The organism is Dyadobacter sp. CY343 (assembly GCF_021390335.1).
Taxonomy (GTDB): domain Bacteria; phylum Bacteroidota; class Bacteroidia; order Cytophagales; family Spirosomataceae; genus Dyadobacter.
This window is the reverse complement of sequence record NZ_JAJUXK010000004.1, coordinates 747,471-765,987: the sequence shown is the minus strand read 5'-3', so window position 1 is coordinate 765,987 and position 18,517 is coordinate 747,471. Positions and strand designations below refer to the sequence as shown.

The window sequence follows — 18,517 nt, the reverse complement described above, 5'->3', positions numbered from 1 at the left end:
TCCTCCCGAGCGCGGGTCGTTCTTTAATAAGGAACAGTTTTTTTTTACACACTTCAAGCGAAAAGGTCTATCAGCATTTAAAAAATGAAACTTTGAAGGCCAGAGTAATTATCATAATGGTCTTTTTAAGTATAATCTTGAACGAATGAAACGTAGTTTTTTGATATTGTTTTTGGTGATCGCGGGGCTGCTGGCTGGTCAGGAAGTATTTGCGCAGGGAGAACATAAAGCGATCACATTCTCGGGGATGGTTGTAGGTGGAAAGCAAACCGAGATCCTGCCGGGCGCGACGATCTTTATTGTCAACGCCGGTCGTGGTACCTTATCAAGAAGCGACGGATCTTTTACTATCAAGGTTTTCCCGGGTGACAGTATCGTTTTTGGGTATGTTGGTTTTAAAAATCAATATCATATTGTTCCAAGAAATTACAATTCAGACATATACTCGGCTATTGTAGCATTACGCGAAGATGTGGTAACGCTCTCTGGGGTAACTATTTATCCTTATTCTACCGAAGAAGAATTCAAGAAAGCATTCCTGGAATTGAAATTGCCCGATCAGGCAGATCGCGACGCTTTGGCGAGAAGTACGGATCCGGATTACATTAACAGAATGGCCGCGCAGGTTCCCAACAATGCGCAGACGAATTACCGGTATTCCATGGACCAGCTCATGTTTGGCCGCGAATCGGCAGCGGGAAAAGGCTTCGCCACCACATTTCCGTTCTTAAATCCATTTGCCTGGGCCAACTTTATTAAGTCTGTCAAGAAAGGTGATTTGAAACAAAAAGACTGGCGCAAAGAGCTGAATGCAGCGCCGCGCGAGAATATTCAGAAAGAAGATTTCATCCCCTCATCTGAGAGAGAAAACCCAAAGAAAAACGCCGCAGACTGATCACGCGGGTTGAGGAATAAATTTCTTTAAATCCATACGGGTACCGTCAAACACTGCATAATGTTGTTGGGTGACCCATTCTCCCAGATTAATATATCTTGAATCAATAGCCACCTGCATATCAAGCGTCAGGTGCCGATGTCCGAATATGTAGTAGTGATGCGGGTTTCGGGAATGTACTTCTCTGCAATATTGAAAAAGCCATTCATTATCTGCTCCTAAAAAGCGCTCTTCACCCTTGTTGACATTTGCCGCGCGGCTGCTTTTTGACCACGCTGTGGCAATCCAGATCCCAAAGTCGGGGTGCGTCCAGCGGAATATCAGCTGGAAAAACGGACTCTCGAATATGCGCTTCAAAAACTTGTAAGTGGTATCCCCAGGCCCAAGTCCATCGCCGTGGCCGACGAGCGTTTTAGTAGTTCCCTTTGCTGTAATGAAGTTGAAACTGACTGGATTACGGTAAATAGCCGCACCAAGTTCTTCCGTCAGGTAACCCGACATCCACATATCGTGGTTACCCGTAAAAATGATCAGCTCAATACCTTTATCGGATAATTCGGCGAGCTTGCCGAGCAATCTGACGAACCCTTTCGGAACTACGGTTTTGTATTCAAACCAGAAATCAAATATATCACCGACCAAAAAAATGGTTTGCGCATCGGCTTCAATGTATTCCAGCCACTTGACGATCAGCTTCTCCCGCTCGCGGCTGCTGGTAGCCGACGGAACTCCCAAATGATAATCCGAAGAAAAATAAATGCGCTTCCCGGGTTGTAAAGTAATACTCCTTGTCTCGAACTGATAATTCATGTGGATCTTTCAAATGGGACGCAAGTTACGATCTTCGCAGGAAATGACCATTCAAATACCTACCCTGAACCTCATCACCGCTAACTCAATTAATATTCAGCCAGTTAGTCAATTGTGTATATTTAATATGGTAATAATTCCATAAACGCACATTCAATATGAGGAGCATCAGCAGCATTTTTATTCTGACATTGATATCGATCGTGTCATTTGCACAGATCAGGATCAGCGATCCCACAAGGGTAGTGGAGCGGCAGGCCGAGAACCGCGCTAACAGGAAGGTCGACCAGGCTGTCGACAAAGGGTTTGATTCTCTCGAAGAAGGGATTGGGAATATGTTTAAGAAAAAGAAGAAGGAAGAAGGATCGAAAGCGGGCGGAGAGGAGAAGGGGGAGAATGGAGGGAAGGGAGGAAGGGAGGAAGGGGCTGCGACTGCTGAGCCGGCCGGGGGTGAGCATGCGAAAGTGGCTGTGGCTACAGACGAGTCTGAGAAAGGTTCTTTGAAATCGTATAGCAAATTTGATTTTATTCCGGGCGACAAGGTTGTGGCGGTTGAGGATTTTTCGCAGGATGCGGTGGGCGATTTTCCTGCGAAGTGGAACACGAATTCTTCGGGAGAAGTGGTTACGATCGAGGGTACTGAAGGAAAATGGCTGCTGCTTGGGCCGGAGGGTGTTTTTTATCCCGAATTCGTTAACGCATTGCCAGAGAATTTTACACTTGAATTTATGCTGGCGTCGACCTCCGATTTCAGCTTTTACTCGGGTTACCTGCGTGCGATCATAGCAGAAGTGGCCGATCCTGCCAAAAACTTTACGCACTGGAAATCTTTTGACGGTGATAAAAAGAATGGAATAGAACTCGGCTTGCATCCGAAAAACGCAGGCGGGCAGCAGGGGCTGGCTTTCTTTAATGTATTTGGTGCTGATCCGGCGGGTTCTTTGATGAAAAACGAGAAGAGCATTCCTGCATTTCACGTGCAGGACCATAACCCGGTGAAGATTTCAATATGGCGGCAGAAAACCCGGCTTCGTTTGTATGTCGACGATTTCAAGGTTTGGGACTTGCCGAGGGCATTTAACCAGGACACGAAATATAATTTTATCGGATTCTCAAATGCGGGTTACCACCAGGAAGCAGACAAATATTTCGTTTCCAACATGCGGATCGCGGTAGGTGCGCCCGATACGCGCAGCAAGCTGATCACAGAAGGGAAATTTTCGACCACCGGGATTTTGTTCGATGTGAATTCAGCCAATATCAAACCGGAATCGTACGGCGTACTGAAAGATATTGCGACTGTTTTAACTGAAAACGGAACAGTGAAGGTGAAGATCATCGGGCATACCGACTCCGATGGTGACGAAGGCAGTAATCTTGCATTATCCAAAAAGCGTGCTGCATCTGTCAGGGAAGCATTATCAAAGGACTTCGGGGTCGATGCGGCAAGGTTGGAAACCGACGGGAAAGGAGAAGCGGAGCCTGCATCGCCCAATGCGACGTCCGAAGGTAAAGCGAACAACAGGCGGGTCGAGTTTATTAAAATGTAAATGCGGGCCTGGCTTTTTGTGAAGTCTCTTTTTTACTTTGCGCTTCTAAACAGATTTGTGATGAAAAGGAACTTCCTGATTTTAATGATAACAGGCTTTGTTGCCGCAGCCTGCTTCCCCGCTTTTGCGCAAGCACCCAAAAAAATTCCGGCCGACAAGCAAAGAGCATTACAATGGAAGCCGGAAAAGGGGCAATACTATTTCAGTCATTCCCTGGTTTTTGACTACCAGAATAAGGCCGACAATACCTCAGGCAAAATGAAGATTTACCTCGATCCCGTTTCCGGCGCAATGTGTTTCAGGAAAGAAAGCAGTTTTGGTGAGCGTGGAAAAGGATTTGATTTCGTGATCGCGTTTCCGGACGGAAAATACATCTTCTGCGGCGCCGATGATGCAGGTAAGAAAATGCGGATCGTGGAAATGGTGAAGGAAGTAAAACCCAATGCGGAAACAAAGGCGGAGCAACAGGAAAATTTCACGACCTACTGCATTCCAACCGGTAATAAGAGAGTAGATTTTGGACTGGAAAGCCTGGAATATGATCTCACCTACGCCACTTCGGACACAAAGGATAAGATCTGGCTCACAAAAACACCTTTCAGTTCTTACACAGTTTATGGTATCGAGTTTGTCGAAAGCGCGGTCAGCTTGCCGGTTTCATTCGACTACCTGCATTTGCTGACTTCCGACCTTTTAGTGACCGAGATCAATTCAAAAGACCTGATATTGAAATTGACAAGCCTTGAAAAAGATCCTTTTCTTGCTAATACCAAAGGTTTTCCCGAAGTAAAGGTTGCTGATTAGGCACAAAAAAAGTCCGGTTTTGATGTGAAATATCAAAACCGGACCGGCTATTTTAAGATTCGCTTTCAGCCAGTGCCTGCTCCGCCTTTACTTCCGAAAGCGGCCGCATATTTGCCGGAATTTCCTGCTCCTTATCTTCTTCCGCAGTGTAAGGGAATACGTCCAAAATAGGTGTAAGGTTAATATCCGTAGTTTCGTAAGGGATTAAGAAGTTTTTCATGCTTTCATTAATGCGGTCGAGCGCCTGCTGGATTCCATCGGCATTCACGAGCATATAGTTCACGATTTTCTTCTCCTTGCCGCTTTTCTCATCCACTGAAAAATAGATCACTTTCGCTTTAAACCACTGTTCCCCTTCCTCATAGGCAAACAGGTCGGCAAGCCGCATGCGCGTAATGCTTGTCACGCTGAAATCGCTCGCGCCCGTCACAACCTGCTGATATAACCTGGCTTCTGATTCTGTGTAAGATACAGCGTCAACGAGATATACTTCATTGATCGTTTTCAAGCTTCCCGCCTCGTCTTCTTTTTGATACCTGATTTTTCCTAAATACCAGCTTGCCATAAATTATTTCGGATTGAATTAATAAAGTCTGCAAATGTAGACGCTTGCTTCAACGGCGCAAAAAAATATAGTTGGAAAGTAATAATCCCCAAACGCAGTATGCGTTCTGATACCTACTGTTTAACTTGCAAAAAAATTTTATAATGAGAAAGAACCTATCTATTGGTTTAGTCGTGCTGGTTGCGGGCCTTTTATCGGCCTGCGGTGTTGGAAAACAGGTTTCTGAGGCGAAGACTTTCGGGGAATGCAAATACGATATCAAGTCTGTCGACAGTGTCTACCTTGCCGGAATTAATGTTAGGGAATTTAAAGATCTCCGCAGTTTCAGCGATTTCGATCTTGCCAAACATCCTGGCCTTGCATTGGCATTGCTGAGAAAAAACGTGCCGCTCGATCTGCGGGTTAATCTTGATATTACCAATCCTACAAAGAAACGCGCCGCTATTAACCAGCTGGAATACAAAGTCTTGCTTACCAATAACGAGATATTCAACGGATACCTGAGCCAGCTGATCGAAGTAATGCCCGGCACCGGCAGCACCCGCGTTCCTATAAAGCTGAATGCCAATGCATACCAGTTACTTACCAACGATCAAACGCGCGATAGTTTTGTGAATATGATCCTTTCGCTGACAGGAAAGGCGGATGCAAAACCGACGAAATTTACAGTGAAAGTGAAGCCTACGCTGGATATTGCAGGTAAGCAGATCGACTATCCCGGCTATATTACCTTCGAAAAAGAGATTACCAGCCAGATGATCACCGGCATTCAGAACCGGTAAGCGGATTACGTCAATTAAATATGTGTTTTGAAGCTATTTTTAGATAATCCTCATTTATCAGCCTATTTCGGACTTGTTGCTGTCCTGTTTATATCATTTGGCGCTTCATTTCTTGTTCCGAAATTTTCAGTAGCCAGGAAGTGGCTCGGGATAAGTCTGATTTTTGTTCCGGTCATCTATTTCTTCCTGATCCTCGACGCGCACCTAGTCAATATTCCGTTTACCGACGATTTCAATCTGCTGGAAACGGTCTACAATTTTCAGCACGCGCCCGATTTCACCAGCAAGATCAAGGTACTTTTTGAACAGGTTAACCAGCATCGTTTTGCGTTCGAGCGCATTGTGATGCTGGTTATGGTTTTTTTTACAGGAACCGTAAATATCAAGGCGCAGATCCTGATCGGCAATCTTGCCTTATTGGGAATGGCATATCTGCTATTTAAATCGCTGAAAAAGGAGAAACTTTCCTTCTACTATTTTATCCCGGTCCCGTACCTACTTTTCAGTTTGATTTACTGGGAAAATGCCTATTGGGGAATTGCAGCCTTGCAAAATACCCCGCTGATACTCTTCGCTTTTCTTACAGCTTATGCGGTAGGTAAGGGGGATAACAGGGGGTATTTTCTGGGAATTGCAGCTGCATTACTGACAACCTTCACCAGTGGAAGCGGCTTACTGGCGTGGATTATCGGCTTCGTAATCCTGGTGTTTCAAAAGAGATTTAAGCTGGCAGGCGGTTGGATATTTGCGGCTGTTTTGGTGATATTATTTTATTTCCTGTTTGATTACCAGATAGTTCCTGCAACCGGAGAAAAGGTCTGGACACATCCTTTGTTCAACTTTATATTCGTATTGGGCTTTTGGGGAAATGGTTTATATCTGGATATACGCCACCCGCTCGTCTCACAATTCCATCCTGACCTGATCCTGTGCGTGCTTGTTGGAGGATTGATCTTCCTGCTGTTCCTCGGCTGGTTCCTACGCATTCTGACCCGCAGAATTACGGTTTGGAGCGACTGGTTTTTGTGGGGCGCGATGATGTTTTCGATGGGTACCGGCGCGATGTTCGTGATCAGCCGGCCACTGAACAATTACTTTATGTTTGGCGGAAATGTGTTCTCGCGGAGGTATATGATCTTCGGGGTTGCATTGCTGGCGACCGTTTATATCTGTCTTATTATTTTGGTTAAAAATTGGCAGATATGGCGGAAATGGATCGCAGGACTGGTTGGCGCTGGCTTTGTGCTACTCAATTTCGTAAGCTACTATTTATCGATTGTGCAGGTTCGGAAAATGCACGATGATCTCGTGATCGACAGTTACCATTGGAAAAACTATAATACGTTTCTCACAGCAGGCGATCTGTTTGGCGATATCCCTTTCTGGAACCACCCGACCAGAATGAGAAACATGGTCAATGCATTGGAATCGCAAGGCTTGACCGATTTTTATCAGTTCAATACCATTCCGGTGCAGCAGGAACTTCTTGCTGAAACTAATACGGGGCGCAGGTTTAGCGGTGATTTTAATGCTACTTTCCACTATCGGAATACAGACAATAATATCCCGACGAGATATTACAGGTTTACAGTAGATCCGGCGGCGGGCTCGGTTGCACCTTCCTATTTTGTGTTCAGTTCGGATACATTAAATCTGGTTCTGCCAGCAGTGCCCGTGCCAAACAAGTTTGACGATTTCCTGAAAACCGGCTCCTATTATGGAGATAGTTATCAATATGCGCTTTTTAACTTAAAGCTTCCGAAAGGTGAGTTCAAGGTTTATATTTTGACGAAAGCAGAGGAAGACTGGAAATCGGAGTTTACCGGAAAGTCGATCGTTATTAAATAGATACTATTAATCCCTCTCATGCAGATACTTACCTACAATCTAAACGGAATCAGGGCCGCCCTCAAAAACGGACTGATCAGTTGGCTGACCACTACACAAGCCGACATTTTGTGTTTTCAGGAAGTAAAAGCTACGCCCGATGTGGTAGACCTTTCGGGTTTCGAAGCCTTGGGCTACGAGCTCATTGGCTGGCATTCGGCGGAGAAGAAGGGGTACAGCGGAGTTGCCATATTCTCGAAGATAAAGCCTGATTTCGTCCAGGCAGGATGCTCCATTCCGGCATACGATCGGGAGGGAAGGGTATTGAGAGCTGATTTTGGGGATATTACCATATTGAACTGTTATTTTCCTTCGGGTACCAGCGGCGAGATCAGGCAGTCTGTAAAAATGACTTTTCTGGACGATTTCTTTGCCTGGGCCAATGAACTGCGCAAAGAGCGTCCCAACCTGATCATCTGCGGCGATTATAACATTGCACATACCGAGATTGATATTCACGATCCTGTTCGGAATAAAAAATCGTCGGGCTTTTTGCCTGAGGAGCGTGCCTGGATGACGAATTGGTTTGCCAACGGATTTACTGACGCATTTCGCTTTAAAAATCCTGGCTTACGGGAATATTCCTGGTGGACATACCGCGCCGGCGCCAGAGCGAATAACAAGGGCTGGCGTATCGATTACATTTCCGTCGCTGACACGATCCAGGACCGCATTGTTGCGAGCCGGCAATACAATGATGCTGTCCATTCGGACCATTGTCCGGTGTGGTTGGAAATTCAATAGTGCACTTCGTCCTTTCATCAGCGATAACAAATTCATCCCTGCGGCTTTTTTCGTATTTTTGATCAGAGCAGCTTTTACTCAAAACGTTATGGAACTGCAACTGCCTATGACACTGAAAATGGGGAATCTGATGAGTGAGGAGACATTCTTTCAGTTCTGTCAAATGAATGACACACTACAGCTCGAAAGAGATGCACAAGGAAATGTTATTGTTATGTCTCCAACAGGATCTTTTACAGGAAATTTGAATTCTCGTATTCTCGTATCTTTATTCATGTGGAATGAACAAACTGCTACTGGCGAGGTGTTTGACTCCTCAACAGGTTTCACCCTGCCAAATGGCGCTGTTCGATCGCCGGATGTGTCCTTGGTTCGGAAGGAGCGCTGGGATAGTTTGTCAGCTAAGCAGCAGGAAAAGTTCGCGCCCGTTTGCCCCGACTTCGTAATTGAAATTCGTTCACGATCTGACGGCTTACGATATCTCATTGACAAAATGGACGAATATATTGCAAACGGTACACAGCTGGCCTGGCTGATAGACCGGTTTGATAAGAAGGTTTACATTTACAGAGCCGACAGAACAATCGTGCTGCATGAAAGTATCCGCATCAAACTCTCCGGCGAATCGGTTCTGCCGGGTTTTGAGCTGGATCTGGCAGCCGTTTTGAAGTAACTCATGCAGCGACTAAACGATTCTCTTTTGTTTCAATACTACCTCATTTACAAGCCTTTCGGAATGCTCTCCCAATTTACACGGGAAGGCGACCATGCAACACTGGCTGATCTTGATTTCACTTTTGCCAAAGATATTTATCCGGTCGGCCGGCTGGATGCAGATAGTGAAGGCCTGCTGTTGCTTACCAATGATAATTATCTCAAAACAAAATTACTGGAACCCCGGAACAAGCACACCAGAACGTACTTTGTGCAGGTGGAAGGACAGGTTTGGGAAGAAGCCTGCGAGCAGCTTTCCGCAGGCGTGGATATCAGTATTAATGGTAAATCATACCGCACGCTTCCTGCAAAAGCACATTTGATAGCGGAGCCGGTGTTGCCGGAAAGAAATCCGCCGATCCGGTTTCGTCAGAACATCCCCACTTCCTGGCTCTCACTGACACTTCGGGAAGGCAAGAACAGGCAGGTACGCAGAATGACTGCGGCAGTGGGCTTTCCTACGCTGCGGTTAGTCCGTTGGTCCATCGGAAAATTTTCTTTGGCTGATAAAAACGGAAATTTTCCTAACAATGGGGACGTATGGGAAGTTATGCCTTCGGAGGTCGGACGTTTCTACGAATGAACATTTCGGATGGTTACAAAACACTGCGTGCAGACTTGGCAAACCGGATAGAAGGCTTAATTTTGTAGATACCTGTTCTTAAAATAAGGCTGATAATTGGCAAAGGCAAATAAAGAAACCCCGCTTAACAAACAATACAATCAGATCAAAGCGAAGTATCCGGGCGCATTGCTGCTATTCCGGGTCGGTGATTTTTATGAAACTTTTGGGGAAGACGCGATCAGAGCATCGAAAATTCTCGGTATTGTACTCACCCGCCGGAATAATGGCGGCTCGCACGAAGAACTCGCAGGTTTTCCACATCATTCCCTAGACAACTATTTACCCAAACTCGTCCGCGCAGGCGAGCGCGTCGCTATTTGCGATCAGCTTGAAGATCCCGCCACGGCAAAAGGTATTGTGAAAAGAGGCGTAACCGAGCTGGTAACGCCCGGCGTTTCTTACAACGACAATGTACTGGATACCCGCCGAAACAATTACCTCGCAGCTGTTCACATAGGCGGCGAAGACCTTTACGGGATTGCATTCCTTGACATTTCGACCGGGGAGTTCATGACTTCCCAGGGCAATGCAGCTTATATTGATAAGATGTTGCAAGGGTTTTCTCCCTCAGAAGTTCTCTTTTGCAAAAAACATAAGCAGGAATTTGGTCAGCTTTTTGGCGGTAAGTATCACACTTATCAGCTGGAAGACTGGTGTTTTGGCTACGATTACGGTTACGAGCAGCTGATCACGCATTTTCAAACCACAACCCTGAAAGGATACGGTATTGAAGCATTGCAGCTGGGTATTGTCGCTGCTGGTGTGATCCTGCATTATCTCAAAGAGACAGAACACAGGGAAATAGCGCATATTGGCCGCATTACGCGGCTCGAAGAGGAAAAATACGTCTGGCTCGACCGTTTTACGGTACGGAATCTGGAACTGATTTATGCCCAGCAGGAAGGTGGCGTTCCTCTGATCCAGATATTAGACCAGACAGTTACGCCAATGGGAGCCAGGTTGTTACGCAGGTGGATGGTACTCCCTTTAAAAGATAAACTTCCGATTGAAGAACGGTTAAATATCGTCGGGCATTTCCTGAATAACCGGACTATACACGAAACAGTTGTAGGTTGTTTGAAAGTGATCGGTGATCTGGAAAGACTAATTTCGAAAGTGGCGGTAAGAAGGATCAACCCGAAAGAATTGGTTCAGCTGAAAAGGTCACTTACGCAGATCGGTCCGATTAAGGAAAGTTTGCACAAGCTGCTCGAAAAGGAACGTAAGAAATTACAGAAAGATACGGATACTGAGCAAGCACTTTCACCTGCATTGGAAGTATTGCTCAAATACGCCGATCAGCTGGATACTTGCAAAGAGCTGGTTGATAAGATCGAAAATGAGCTGAGAGAAGACGCGCCGATCTTGTCTAACCAGGGTAGGATGATTAAAAAAGGCGTGGATGCCGAGCTTGACGAACTGCATGCAATATCTTACGAAGGCAAAGACTATCTCCTCCAATTACAGAATCGCGAGATCGAAAGAACGGGGATAACCTCACTTAAAATTGCTTATAACAAGGTATTCGGCTATTATCTGGAAGTTACCCACGTACACCAGAACAAGGTGCCGGCGGAATGGATCAGGAAGCAAACGCTGGTTAATGCGGAACGTTACATTACCCCCGAATTAAAGGAGTACGAGGAAAAAATTATCAATGCGGAAGACAGTATCTCTTCCATTGAATCCAGACTTTTCAATGAGATCGTGCTCGCTGCTACTCAGCACGTTGAGATCATTCAAAAAAATGCAGCGATCATTTCGTCGCTTGATGTGCTCAGTTCCTTTGCAACCGTCGCGGCTAAAAATAACTATGTAAAACCGGTAATTACAGAAGGTAATGTCCTGGATATCAAGCAAGGCCGGCATCCTGTCATTGAGCAGCAGCTTCCGGTAGGAGAAAGCTACGTGCCCAATGATGTGTACCTGGACGATGCTTCTCAGCAGATCATTATTATCACCGGCCCGAATATGGCGGGTAAGTCTGCATTGCTGCGGCAAACGGCCCTGATCGTTTTGATGGCGCAAATGGGATGTTATGTGCCCGCGAAAGCAGCCTCGATCGGTTTGGTGGACAAGATTTTCACAAGGGTAGGGGCGAGCGACAACCTGAGCCGGGGAGAAAGTACGTTTATGGTCGAAATGACCGAAACGGCGAGCATCCTCAACAACCTGAGCGACCGCAGCCTGATCCTGATGGATGAAATCGGCCGCGGGACCAGTACTTATGATGGTGTTTCGATTGCCTGGGCGATTACAGAATATCTGCACAGCCAGAAGGAATGTCGGCCGAAGACCTTGTTCGCCACCCATTATCATGAACTGAATCAGCTTTCAGAGGATTTTCCAAGAATCAAGAATTTCAATGTGGCTGTGAAGGAAGTGGATAACAAAGTTATTTTCCTTCGTAAACTCAAGCCGGGCGGCAGTGCCCACAGTTTTGGTATTCACGTCGCGCAGATCGCCGGCATGCCGCAGCCTATTGTCTTGAGAGCGAGCGAGATTATGCAGCATCTTGAAAAAGAGCATATGACGCAGGAACACAGTAAGAAGATCAAGGAAATACCGAAAAACAATTTTCAGCTCAGCATTTTTGAACCGGCTGACCCGAAAATGGAAGAGCTGAAAGAAAAACTTTCCCTGATAGACGTGAACACACTATCGCCTATTGAGGCGCTTTTGAAGTTGAACGAACTTCAAAAGCTCATTAAAAAATAATCCACTTTATATCTACCAAAAACTCCTACTTCCTTTTATGTTATGAAAAATTCAACGCGGTTTCAGTTGATGGCCATGATGTTCCTCCTCTACTTTATATGGGGATCATGGTATGGGCAAATGAGTAAATATATGTTCACTGCCCTCAATGCGACCGGAGGCCAGGTGGGAAATGCGTATGCCGCCTTTTCTATTGCGCAGATTATCGCCCCGTTTTTCGTAGGTATGATCGCCGACCGGTACTTTGCGGCGCAAAAGGTGCTGGGCGTTTTAAGTATCGCCGGTGCAATCCTGCTCTATGTGCTTTCCGGCATTACCAGCGCCGACAATTTCTTTGGGATTATCCTGCTTTACTGTATCTCTTTCGCGCCGATGATGTCACTTACTACTTCCATCGCGATGCAGCAGGTAACCAATTCTGAAAAAGATTTTCCTGCAATCCGCGTAATGGGAACGGTGTCCTGGATTGTTGTTACCAACATCATCGGTTTTTATGGCTTCGGCGACAGCGCAATGATCTTCAAAATTTCGATGGTAGCATCTGCGATTCTGGGTATCTATTCATTCTTCCTGCCCGATACCCCACCGAAACCAAGTGTGAAGAGCTCTTTCTCGGATATTATGGGTCTGGATGCATTCAAGCTCTTTAAAGACAGATCTTTCGCGATCTTCTTTATCTCTTCACTGCTTATTTGTATCCCGCTTTCCTTCTATTACGCAATGGCCAACCCGTCGCTGACCGACTCGGGAATGACTAATGTGGAAAACAAGATGTCGCTGGGACAGGCTTCTGAGGTGGTATTTATGCTCTTAATACCTTTAGCTTTCAGTCGATTGGGTGTAAAATGGATGTTGATCGTCGGTTTGATCGCATGGATCATCCGCTTTGTAGGATTTGGTTATGGAGATGCAAATAGCGAATGGTTACTATATCTCGCAATCATCCTGCACGGTGTTTGCTACGATTTCTTCTTCGTTACCGGACAAATTTATACCGACAGCAAGGCGGGAGAAAAATATCGTTCTTCTGCTCAGGGATTGATCTCTATTGCCACTTATGGTATCGGAATGGGGATCGGCTCGTGGCTGGCAGGACTTGTTGCCGACATGTACACTGTGAATGGCGTGAAAGACTGGACCAGCATCTGGATGGTTCCGGCGGGAATCGCAGCCGTAGTACTGGTACTTTTCGTTTTGTTCTTTAAGGATAATAAAATAAAAGCAACTGCCTGATCGTCAGTCTTTAACATATAGTGCATTAAAAAACCCTGGAAGCAATTCCAGGGTTTTTGTTTATTTCGGATTAAGAATTATTACCATCTGTCATCGTCGTCGCGGTTACCAAACTGTCTTTTGCTGCCGCCGCCGCCTTTCTTGTTGAATTCGTTTCCTCTGCCATATCGGCTGTCTGTCTTGGATTTGTTACCCTGACCCTGACCGCCGCGATCTCCAAAAGGTCTGTCATTTCCACCGCCTGGTTTACGATCCTGGCTGCGGTACCTGTCACCACCTGCGCCGGAGTTACCCCCTCCGAAGCCACCTCCGCCAAAACCGCTTCCACCTCCACCAATTCCACTTCCCGAGCCGCTTCTGGCGGGACCTCCTGTTGTATCAGCGCTTCTGTTTTCAGTATCGTTGGGCCGCGGGCGATTGAAACCTTCTCTTCCCGAATCTGTGCGCTGAAAAGAGCCAGGTCCGCTTCCGCCGGGCGCGCCAGGTCTCTGCTCTCTTTTCTGCGATTCGTTCACAACCAATGGTCTGCCGTACATATCCGCACCATTTAGCGAGCTGATCGCCAGTCTTGCTTCGCTCTCATCGGGCATTTCTACAAACCCGAAACCTTTGCTTTGACGAGTAATTTTGTCAATTACAATTTTCGCGGAGCTCACAGTACCGTACTTCTCGAAAGCTTCACGCAGTTCGCTTTCTTTTAACTTAAAAGAAAGACTCCCAACAAAAATGTCCATGAAACGCCTGTTTATTAATTTTTAGGTTATAAATATATTTACTTAAGCTGGTAAGCGACTACATTGTTTTTCATGAAAGTAGGCACGTACACAATTTTCTTAGCGGCATCGTATCCGATATCCGCCGAATTCGTCTTGTCCGCAGTAGTGTCCAAAAGCTTCTCTGTGGTGCCGTCGGATTTTACGTAATAAACAACTCCGGCCCAGCAGGAAACGAGATATTCACCTTTTTTAACTTCCTCGATACCATCTGTACTTTTGTCCATTCCCTCCGCTAAAACAGTCACTTCCTTAGAAGGACTGAGCTTTTTGAGAATTCCGCTGTCCGCGATTAAAAGATCCGTGCCGACAGCCAGCAATCCGTTTGGCCCTGTCAGATTTTCAACGTAAGTCGATACCTGCCCACCCTTGATTAAATGTACCTTTTTTGTTTGAGAATCAGATACGTATATGCTGCCTTTTGAGTCAATTGTAATATCATTCAAAAATTTGGAGCCTTCAACAGGATGTTTTTTGAGAATTTTACCGGTTTTGATATTGATCTCCACTACATCTGTAACATCTGCAACAAATAGTTTCGACCCATAGATGCCCATTCCTTTCGGCGCGCTGAGGCCGGTTACCCAGTCCGCTGCGATAATTTTTCCGTCCAGCCCAACTTTCGCAATCCCGCCTTTTTCATCCTTTTCTCCCGCTTTACCGTCGATCAGCGCCACATAAAGCAACTTATCTTGCTTACTGAAAAGGACAGATTCCGGAATTGGTAACGTTGCCTCCGAAGACCATATCTGAGTAAGCGAATGCTGAGCTTCAGACGTAAATGACAGACAACCTGCCATCAGGGCGGTAAGTAAAATGTGTTTGGTTTTCATAAAGTTATCAAAGCGGGATATAGGTAATCGGTTGTATATTCTGATCACTCTATCAAAGCTAAATAAAAATGCCCATACTGATTAGTCTGGGCATTTTTTAAATTTTCTTTAAAAATTAAAATCGCGTATTTCGGTTCCTATTTGCGTTTCTTCCCTTTTTTCTTTTCAGAAACAACTGGTTCGGTTTGCACTTTCGTCAGGTTGTTGATCCGGATATTCCTGAATTTCAGTTCCGAACCGTGACCCAGGAAACCCAAATGCCCCGAAGTTCTGGCTAAACCTGGATGTTCGCGGTGATCTGGTGTTCCGTTCTTACTCGCTTCTGCCAGATCTCCGTCCAGGATCACAGTTCCGTTCAACGTGACCCGGATCTTCGAGCCCTGCACGCGTACTTCCTGGTAGTTCCATTCACCCATTGGTTTCAGAAATCCTCTTTTTGCGGGAATAATACCATAAGCTGATCCGTGATACTGGTATTCTTTCAGGTCTTTATAAATGTCCGCGTCATTGTCAAGGATCTGAATTTCAGTGCCTTCGTAGGCAGCGTCGCCCTGCATCGGTGTTCTGATTCCCAGGCCGTTATTTGCGCCGGGCGTAAGCTGAAACTCGAAACGGAAATCGAAATCACTGTATTCATCTTTTGTATACAAATTTCCCTTTCCTCCTTTTTTCGGGTCAACCACCAGCTCGCCGCCGTCGATGAAATAGTCGGTTTTATTACCAACCCATTCAAATAGATTGGTACCGTCGAAAAGCACTTTGAAACCTTCTTTTTTCTCTTGTTCAGGAAGCGCAAATTCCTGGCGCGGCAATTCCCGCACGTAGATATCGCGGTAGTTGATCTGATTTCCGTGTGCCTGTAATTCAAGCTGCTCGGAAGCGAATATCGGCAGGTTTTTGTCCCAGTAATTTTCCAGAACAACATTATCAACCACATTCTCTCCATTCAGATCCACCGAAACGCGGTCGCCGATCATGGTAATATGGAACGTATTCCATTCGCCAATCGCATTATCAGCCAACTTGGAAGGCTTGCTTGGGTTTTTCTGATTGTTGTACAAACCACCGGAGCCTACCTGCGCACCTACATCCACCCGCGAAGTATCCCAGATCTGTACCTGCGGCGTGCCTCTCAGGTAAATTCCTGCATCGCCGTCTTTCTGGATTTTCCAATCCACATACATTTCAAAATCACCGTAAGATTTAACCGTAGCCAAGTTGTCGCCGTGGCCAGAGAATATCAGCTCTCCGTCCTTCGCGTACCAGTCTTTCTTCATCGCTTCGTCTGCTTTCGCCTGTTTCAATTTCAATGAATCCGCGCTCATTTTGCTGCGCGCGATCGGATTTTCTACCAAGCCTTTCCAGCCTGTCAAATCTTTTCCATTGAATAGGGAAACAAATCCTTCGCCAGCCGGCATATCGGCCAAATGGCGGGTAATGGCCTGCTGCTGGTATTCGCTGTCTTTGCCTTTCAGCAGCGACGAAGCTTTCGTAAGCAGTTCACGCACCTCGGTACCGTAGAAATTTTTGTTAGCTAATGCGATCGTCGCGACGGTTTGGGCGGCAGCCAACTGGGTTGCGGGCTGATCCAGGTATTTTCCTGCAAAAAGCATCGCATTGAAAGTCCTGAATTTAGCCAGCTCCTTCAATATCATTTCCTTCTGCGCGTCCGTTTTCGCCAATCCCATTGCTTCACGCAGCATGATTACTTTCAATGCAGGCGTTTTTGTAGATTTCCCCGCAACCGAAACGTAACCTGACAAAGCCGCATCAAATTCTCCTGCCTCCGTCGTCTTTTTAGCAATCGTCAAAAGCTCCTTCGCCGCGCTCGCATCGGACCAGGAGGATAGTGAGCTGATCGCCGTTTTTTTGGTAGCAGCGTCTCCTTTTTCATAAGAAGAAACCACGGAACCCAGTGCTTTTTTACCTCCTATCGTCGCAAGTATAGGCAGGTAGTTGCTTTGTTTTTCCGCCGAAGCCGCCTGCATCTGTTTAAGGATCAGGTCGGTTTGTGCATTCGTTTCTCCCGAGCTTTTCACAACCGCGCTGATTGCATTCTGCACTGCGGCAATATCCTCCGGCGCAGTTTGTGAGTTTAGCAATGTAAATAACTGCGGCAGATCGTTGGCAGTAGCCATCGATTTAAGCGAGCTAAATGCTGATTTCCGCACCGCCGGATCCGTACTTTTAAGCTGGGCCGAGACTACCGGAAGCTTATTGCTCGCTGCACGCGCCGCCAGTACATCAATCAATGCAGCCTTCGCAGGAGCAGGCAAAGTAGGTATTGCTTTCGCGATCTGGTCGGTTAATGCAGCTCCTTTTATAGTCAGAAGGCTATTTTTTACTGTTTCAATTTCTTCCAGACTGCCGGTCTTTGTAACATTGATCAGACTAGCAATGCTGCTTTCCTGGCCGATTTTACCCGCAGCCCATATTGCTGCTTTCTTAACCTGCGTATCTTTTGCAGTCAGCGATTTCAATATCGCGGGAAGTGCGTCCTGCGAACCGGCGTGGCCGAGCATTGTGATGATCTCCGCCTGAACTTCCGGCGTCGATTTTTTCATCGCAGCCAGCCACGGAGCTGTTCCATTCGCCATCAGGTATTTTTGAGCGAGCTTCAATGCAGCAGCACGATATTCCGGGTTTGTGCTTTGCAATGCACTTACCAGCGCAGGTACGGATTCTCTTTTCTTTATATCCGAATAGATTTTTAATGCAGCCGATTTTGTCGCTACCTGCTTCGGGTCGGGCGTATTTTTTACGATTTCCCATGCACCTTTCTCAGCCAATGCAGCACTTCCGGTATTGGCAAGATTAGCAAGATATTTCAGGTAAACAGCGGTCGCATCAGTGCGATCGTAACCGTACAAAGTTTTTTGCGCAGCCAGCATTAATAATTGCTCCGAAGAGGGCGCTGCGATTTCCGACAATGCATACAAACTGACCTTGCGTAAAAGCAGGTCTTCACTCGTCGCCGTTTTCTCGATCTGTGGCGCAGCTTCTTTGTACTTACAATCGCCAAGTGCCTCGATAATTGCGATTTGCGCAGCACTTTTTGCATTGCCCAAAGCCTGGTATAACGCAGCTCCGGCCGCATTAGAGCCATTTCTCGCCAATGCCCTCGCCGCCGGTCCCGATAAACGTTCGTCGCTCAGGTACGTTTTCAGGGTATTAACAGACTCGTCTTTCCCAACTGTTTGTAATTGGTAGATCAGGAAGTTCTTGCTGTCAGGATCAGTGACTTTTCCCAAAGCCCCGCTGTAAGCTTCCGAAGCTGCAACTCTTGCAGTTTCCTTGCCCGCTTGCGATGCATAATAGGTAAACCCGCCAAGTGCATACTGGATTTTGGTATTATCACCTTTTCCAAGGGGCGTGAGCATCGTGGCGATCTGAACGAGCGCGGGCTTACCCAGCTGTTCGAGTTCGGCCATATTCTTTTTCAGTCCGGCCTCGTTCTGGGCCGGCAGTTTGGAGAACAAACCTTCGATCTTGGTAGTAAGCGAAGCGTCTGTTTGTGCGAAAACCGGCGAAATGAGCAGGTACGCAGCTATAATGGGGTAAAATATTTTTTTCATCAAGTGGTT

The 18,517-nt window shown here is 46.4% G+C and carries 15 protein-coding genes; 10 read left to right on the top strand and 5 right to left on the bottom strand.

The annotated features are described in order from the left end of the window. Positions 1 to 145: 145 nt before the first annotated feature. Positions 146 to 895: a carboxypeptidase-like regulatory domain-containing protein gene (locus LZG94_RS15240; RefSeq protein WP_233792710.1), complete on the top strand. Its 750-nt coding sequence runs from the start codon at positions 146 to 148 to the stop codon at positions 893 to 895. Here the strand turns inward: LZG94_RS15240 and LZG94_RS15235 are convergent, their stop codons facing one another. After that, a complete protein-coding gene (locus LZG94_RS15235) occupies positions 896 to 1,705 on the bottom strand; it encodes a UDP-2,3-diacylglucosamine diphosphatase (RefSeq protein WP_233792709.1) in 810 nt (269 codons plus the stop codon). 158 nt (positions 1,706 to 1,863) lie between these two features. Here LZG94_RS15235 and LZG94_RS15230 point away from each other — a divergent pair, with 158 nt between their 5' ends. Next, positions 1,864 to 3,255 carry an OmpA family protein gene (locus tag LZG94_RS15230; RefSeq protein ID WP_233792708.1) on the top strand — a complete coding sequence of 464 codons (1,392 nt, stop codon included), beginning with the start codon at positions 1,864 to 1,866 and terminating at the stop codon, positions 3,253 to 3,255. A 60-nt stretch (positions 3,256 to 3,315) separates the two neighbouring features. Then, complete coding sequence (locus LZG94_RS15225) at positions 3,316 to 4,059, top strand: hypothetical protein (RefSeq protein ID WP_233792707.1); 744 nt, start codon at positions 3,316 to 3,318, stop codon at positions 4,057 to 4,059. A 52-nt stretch (positions 4,060 to 4,111) separates the two neighbouring features. Here the strand turns inward: LZG94_RS15225 and LZG94_RS15220 are convergent, their stop codons facing one another. Continuing rightward, entirely contained in the window at positions 4,112 to 4,624 is a 513-nt protein-coding gene (locus LZG94_RS15220) for a DUF4494 domain-containing protein (protein WP_215234599.1), read from the bottom strand. 143 nt (positions 4,625 to 4,767) lie between these two features. Here LZG94_RS15220 and LZG94_RS15215 point away from each other — a divergent pair, with 143 nt between their 5' ends. From LZG94_RS15215 to LZG94_RS15185, 7 genes are all read left to right on the top strand, one after another. Further along, a complete protein-coding gene (locus LZG94_RS15215) occupies positions 4,768 to 5,406 on the top strand; it encodes a hypothetical protein (RefSeq protein ID WP_233792706.1) in 639 nt (212 codons plus the stop codon). A gap of 27 nt (positions 5,407 to 5,433) precedes the next feature. After that, positions 5,434 to 7,254 (top strand): hypothetical protein, encoded by a 1,821-nt coding sequence (locus LZG94_RS15210; protein ID WP_233792705.1) that lies wholly within the window; start codon positions 5,434 to 5,436, stop codon positions 7,252 to 7,254. Positions 7,255 to 7,272: 18 nt separating this feature from the next. After that, positions 7,273 to 8,037 carry an exodeoxyribonuclease III gene (locus LZG94_RS15205; protein ID WP_233792704.1) on the top strand — a complete coding sequence of 255 codons (765 nt, stop codon included), beginning with the start codon at positions 7,273 to 7,275 and terminating at the stop codon, positions 8,035 to 8,037. An 88-nt stretch (positions 8,038 to 8,125) separates the two neighbouring features. Continuing rightward, positions 8,126 to 8,710, top strand: a complete 585-nt coding sequence (locus tag LZG94_RS15200) for a Uma2 family endonuclease (protein WP_233792703.1) — start codon at positions 8,126 to 8,128, stop codon at positions 8,708 to 8,710. Between the two features lie 3 nt (positions 8,711 to 8,713). Further along, positions 8,714 to 9,334 carry a pseudouridine synthase gene (locus LZG94_RS15195; RefSeq protein ID WP_233792702.1) on the top strand — a complete coding sequence of 207 codons (621 nt, stop codon included), beginning with the start codon at positions 8,714 to 8,716 and terminating at the stop codon, positions 9,332 to 9,334. Between the two features lie 96 nt (positions 9,335 to 9,430). After that, positions 9,431 to 12,094 (top strand): DNA mismatch repair protein MutS, encoded by a 2,664-nt coding sequence (gene mutS / locus LZG94_RS15190; protein ID WP_233792701.1) that lies wholly within the window; start codon positions 9,431 to 9,433, stop codon positions 12,092 to 12,094. A 42-nt stretch (positions 12,095 to 12,136) separates the two neighbouring features. Next, positions 12,137 to 13,327: an MFS transporter gene (locus LZG94_RS15185; RefSeq protein ID WP_215234606.1), complete on the top strand. Its 1,191-nt coding sequence runs from the start codon at positions 12,137 to 12,139 to the stop codon at positions 13,325 to 13,327. 80 nt (positions 13,328 to 13,407) lie between these two features. Here the strand turns inward: LZG94_RS15185 and LZG94_RS15180 are convergent, their stop codons facing one another. The 3 genes from LZG94_RS15180 to LZG94_RS15170 all read right to left on the bottom strand — a co-directional run bounded on the left by LZG94_RS15180 (position 13,408) and on the right by LZG94_RS15170 (position 18,508). Continuing rightward, on the bottom strand, positions 13,408 to 14,061 hold the full coding sequence (locus LZG94_RS15180) for an RNA-binding protein (protein ID WP_233792700.1): 654 nt from the start codon (positions 14,059 to 14,061) through the stop codon (positions 13,408 to 13,410). Positions 14,062 to 14,099: 38 nt separating this feature from the next. Further along, positions 14,100 to 14,933 (bottom strand): ATP/GTP-binding protein, encoded by an 834-nt coding sequence (locus LZG94_RS15175; protein ID WP_233792699.1) that lies wholly within the window; start codon positions 14,931 to 14,933, stop codon positions 14,100 to 14,102. A gap of 137 nt (positions 14,934 to 15,070) precedes the next feature. Then, entirely contained in the window at positions 15,071 to 18,508 is a 3,438-nt protein-coding gene (locus LZG94_RS15170; RefSeq protein WP_233792698.1) for a DUF1080 domain-containing protein, read from the bottom strand. Positions 18,509 to 18,517: the final 9 nt, after the last annotated feature.

Bases quoted from the DNA above. Each gene is read 5' to 3' on its own strand.
- LZG94_RS15220 (WP_215234599.1), bottom strand. From the start codon at position 4,624: ATGGCAAGCTGGTATTTAGGAAAAATCAGGTATCAAAAAGAAGACGAG.
- LZG94_RS15230 (WP_233792708.1), top strand. From the start codon at position 1,864: ATGAGGAGCATCAGCAGCATTTTTATTCTGACATTGATATCGATCGTG.
- LZG94_RS15225 (WP_233792707.1), top strand. From the start codon at position 3,316: ATGAAAAGGAACTTCCTGATTTTAATGATAACAGGCTTTGTTGCCGCA.
- LZG94_RS15235 (WP_233792709.1), bottom strand. From the start codon at position 1,705: ATGAATTATCAGTTCGAGACAAGGAGTATTACTTTACAACCCGGGAAG.
- LZG94_RS15175 (WP_233792699.1), bottom strand. From the start codon at position 14,933: ATGAAAACCAAACACATTTTACTTACCGCCCTGATGGCAGGTTGTCTG.
- LZG94_RS15200 (WP_233792703.1), top strand. From the start codon at position 8,126: ATGGAACTGCAACTGCCTATGACACTGAAAATGGGGAATCTGATGAGT.
- LZG94_RS15195 (WP_233792702.1), top strand. From the start codon at position 8,714: ATGCAGCGACTAAACGATTCTCTTTTGTTTCAATACTACCTCATTTAC.
- LZG94_RS15170 (WP_233792698.1), bottom strand. From the start codon at position 18,508: ATGAAAAAAATATTTTACCCCATTATAGCTGCGTACCTGCTCATTTCG.
- LZG94_RS15180 (WP_233792700.1), bottom strand. From the start codon at position 14,061: ATGGACATTTTTGTTGGGAGTCTTTCTTTTAAGTTAAAAGAAAGCGAA.
- LZG94_RS15185 (WP_215234606.1), top strand. From the start codon at position 12,137: ATGAAAAATTCAACGCGGTTTCAGTTGATGGCCATGATGTTCCTCCTC.
- LZG94_RS15240 (WP_233792710.1), top strand. From the start codon at position 146: ATGAAACGTAGTTTTTTGATATTGTTTTTGGTGATCGCGGGGCTGCTG.
- LZG94_RS15205 (WP_233792704.1), top strand. From the start codon at position 7,273: ATGCAGATACTTACCTACAATCTAAACGGAATCAGGGCCGCCCTCAAA.
- LZG94_RS15215 (WP_233792706.1), top strand. From the start codon at position 4,768: ATGAGAAAGAACCTATCTATTGGTTTAGTCGTGCTGGTTGCGGGCCTT.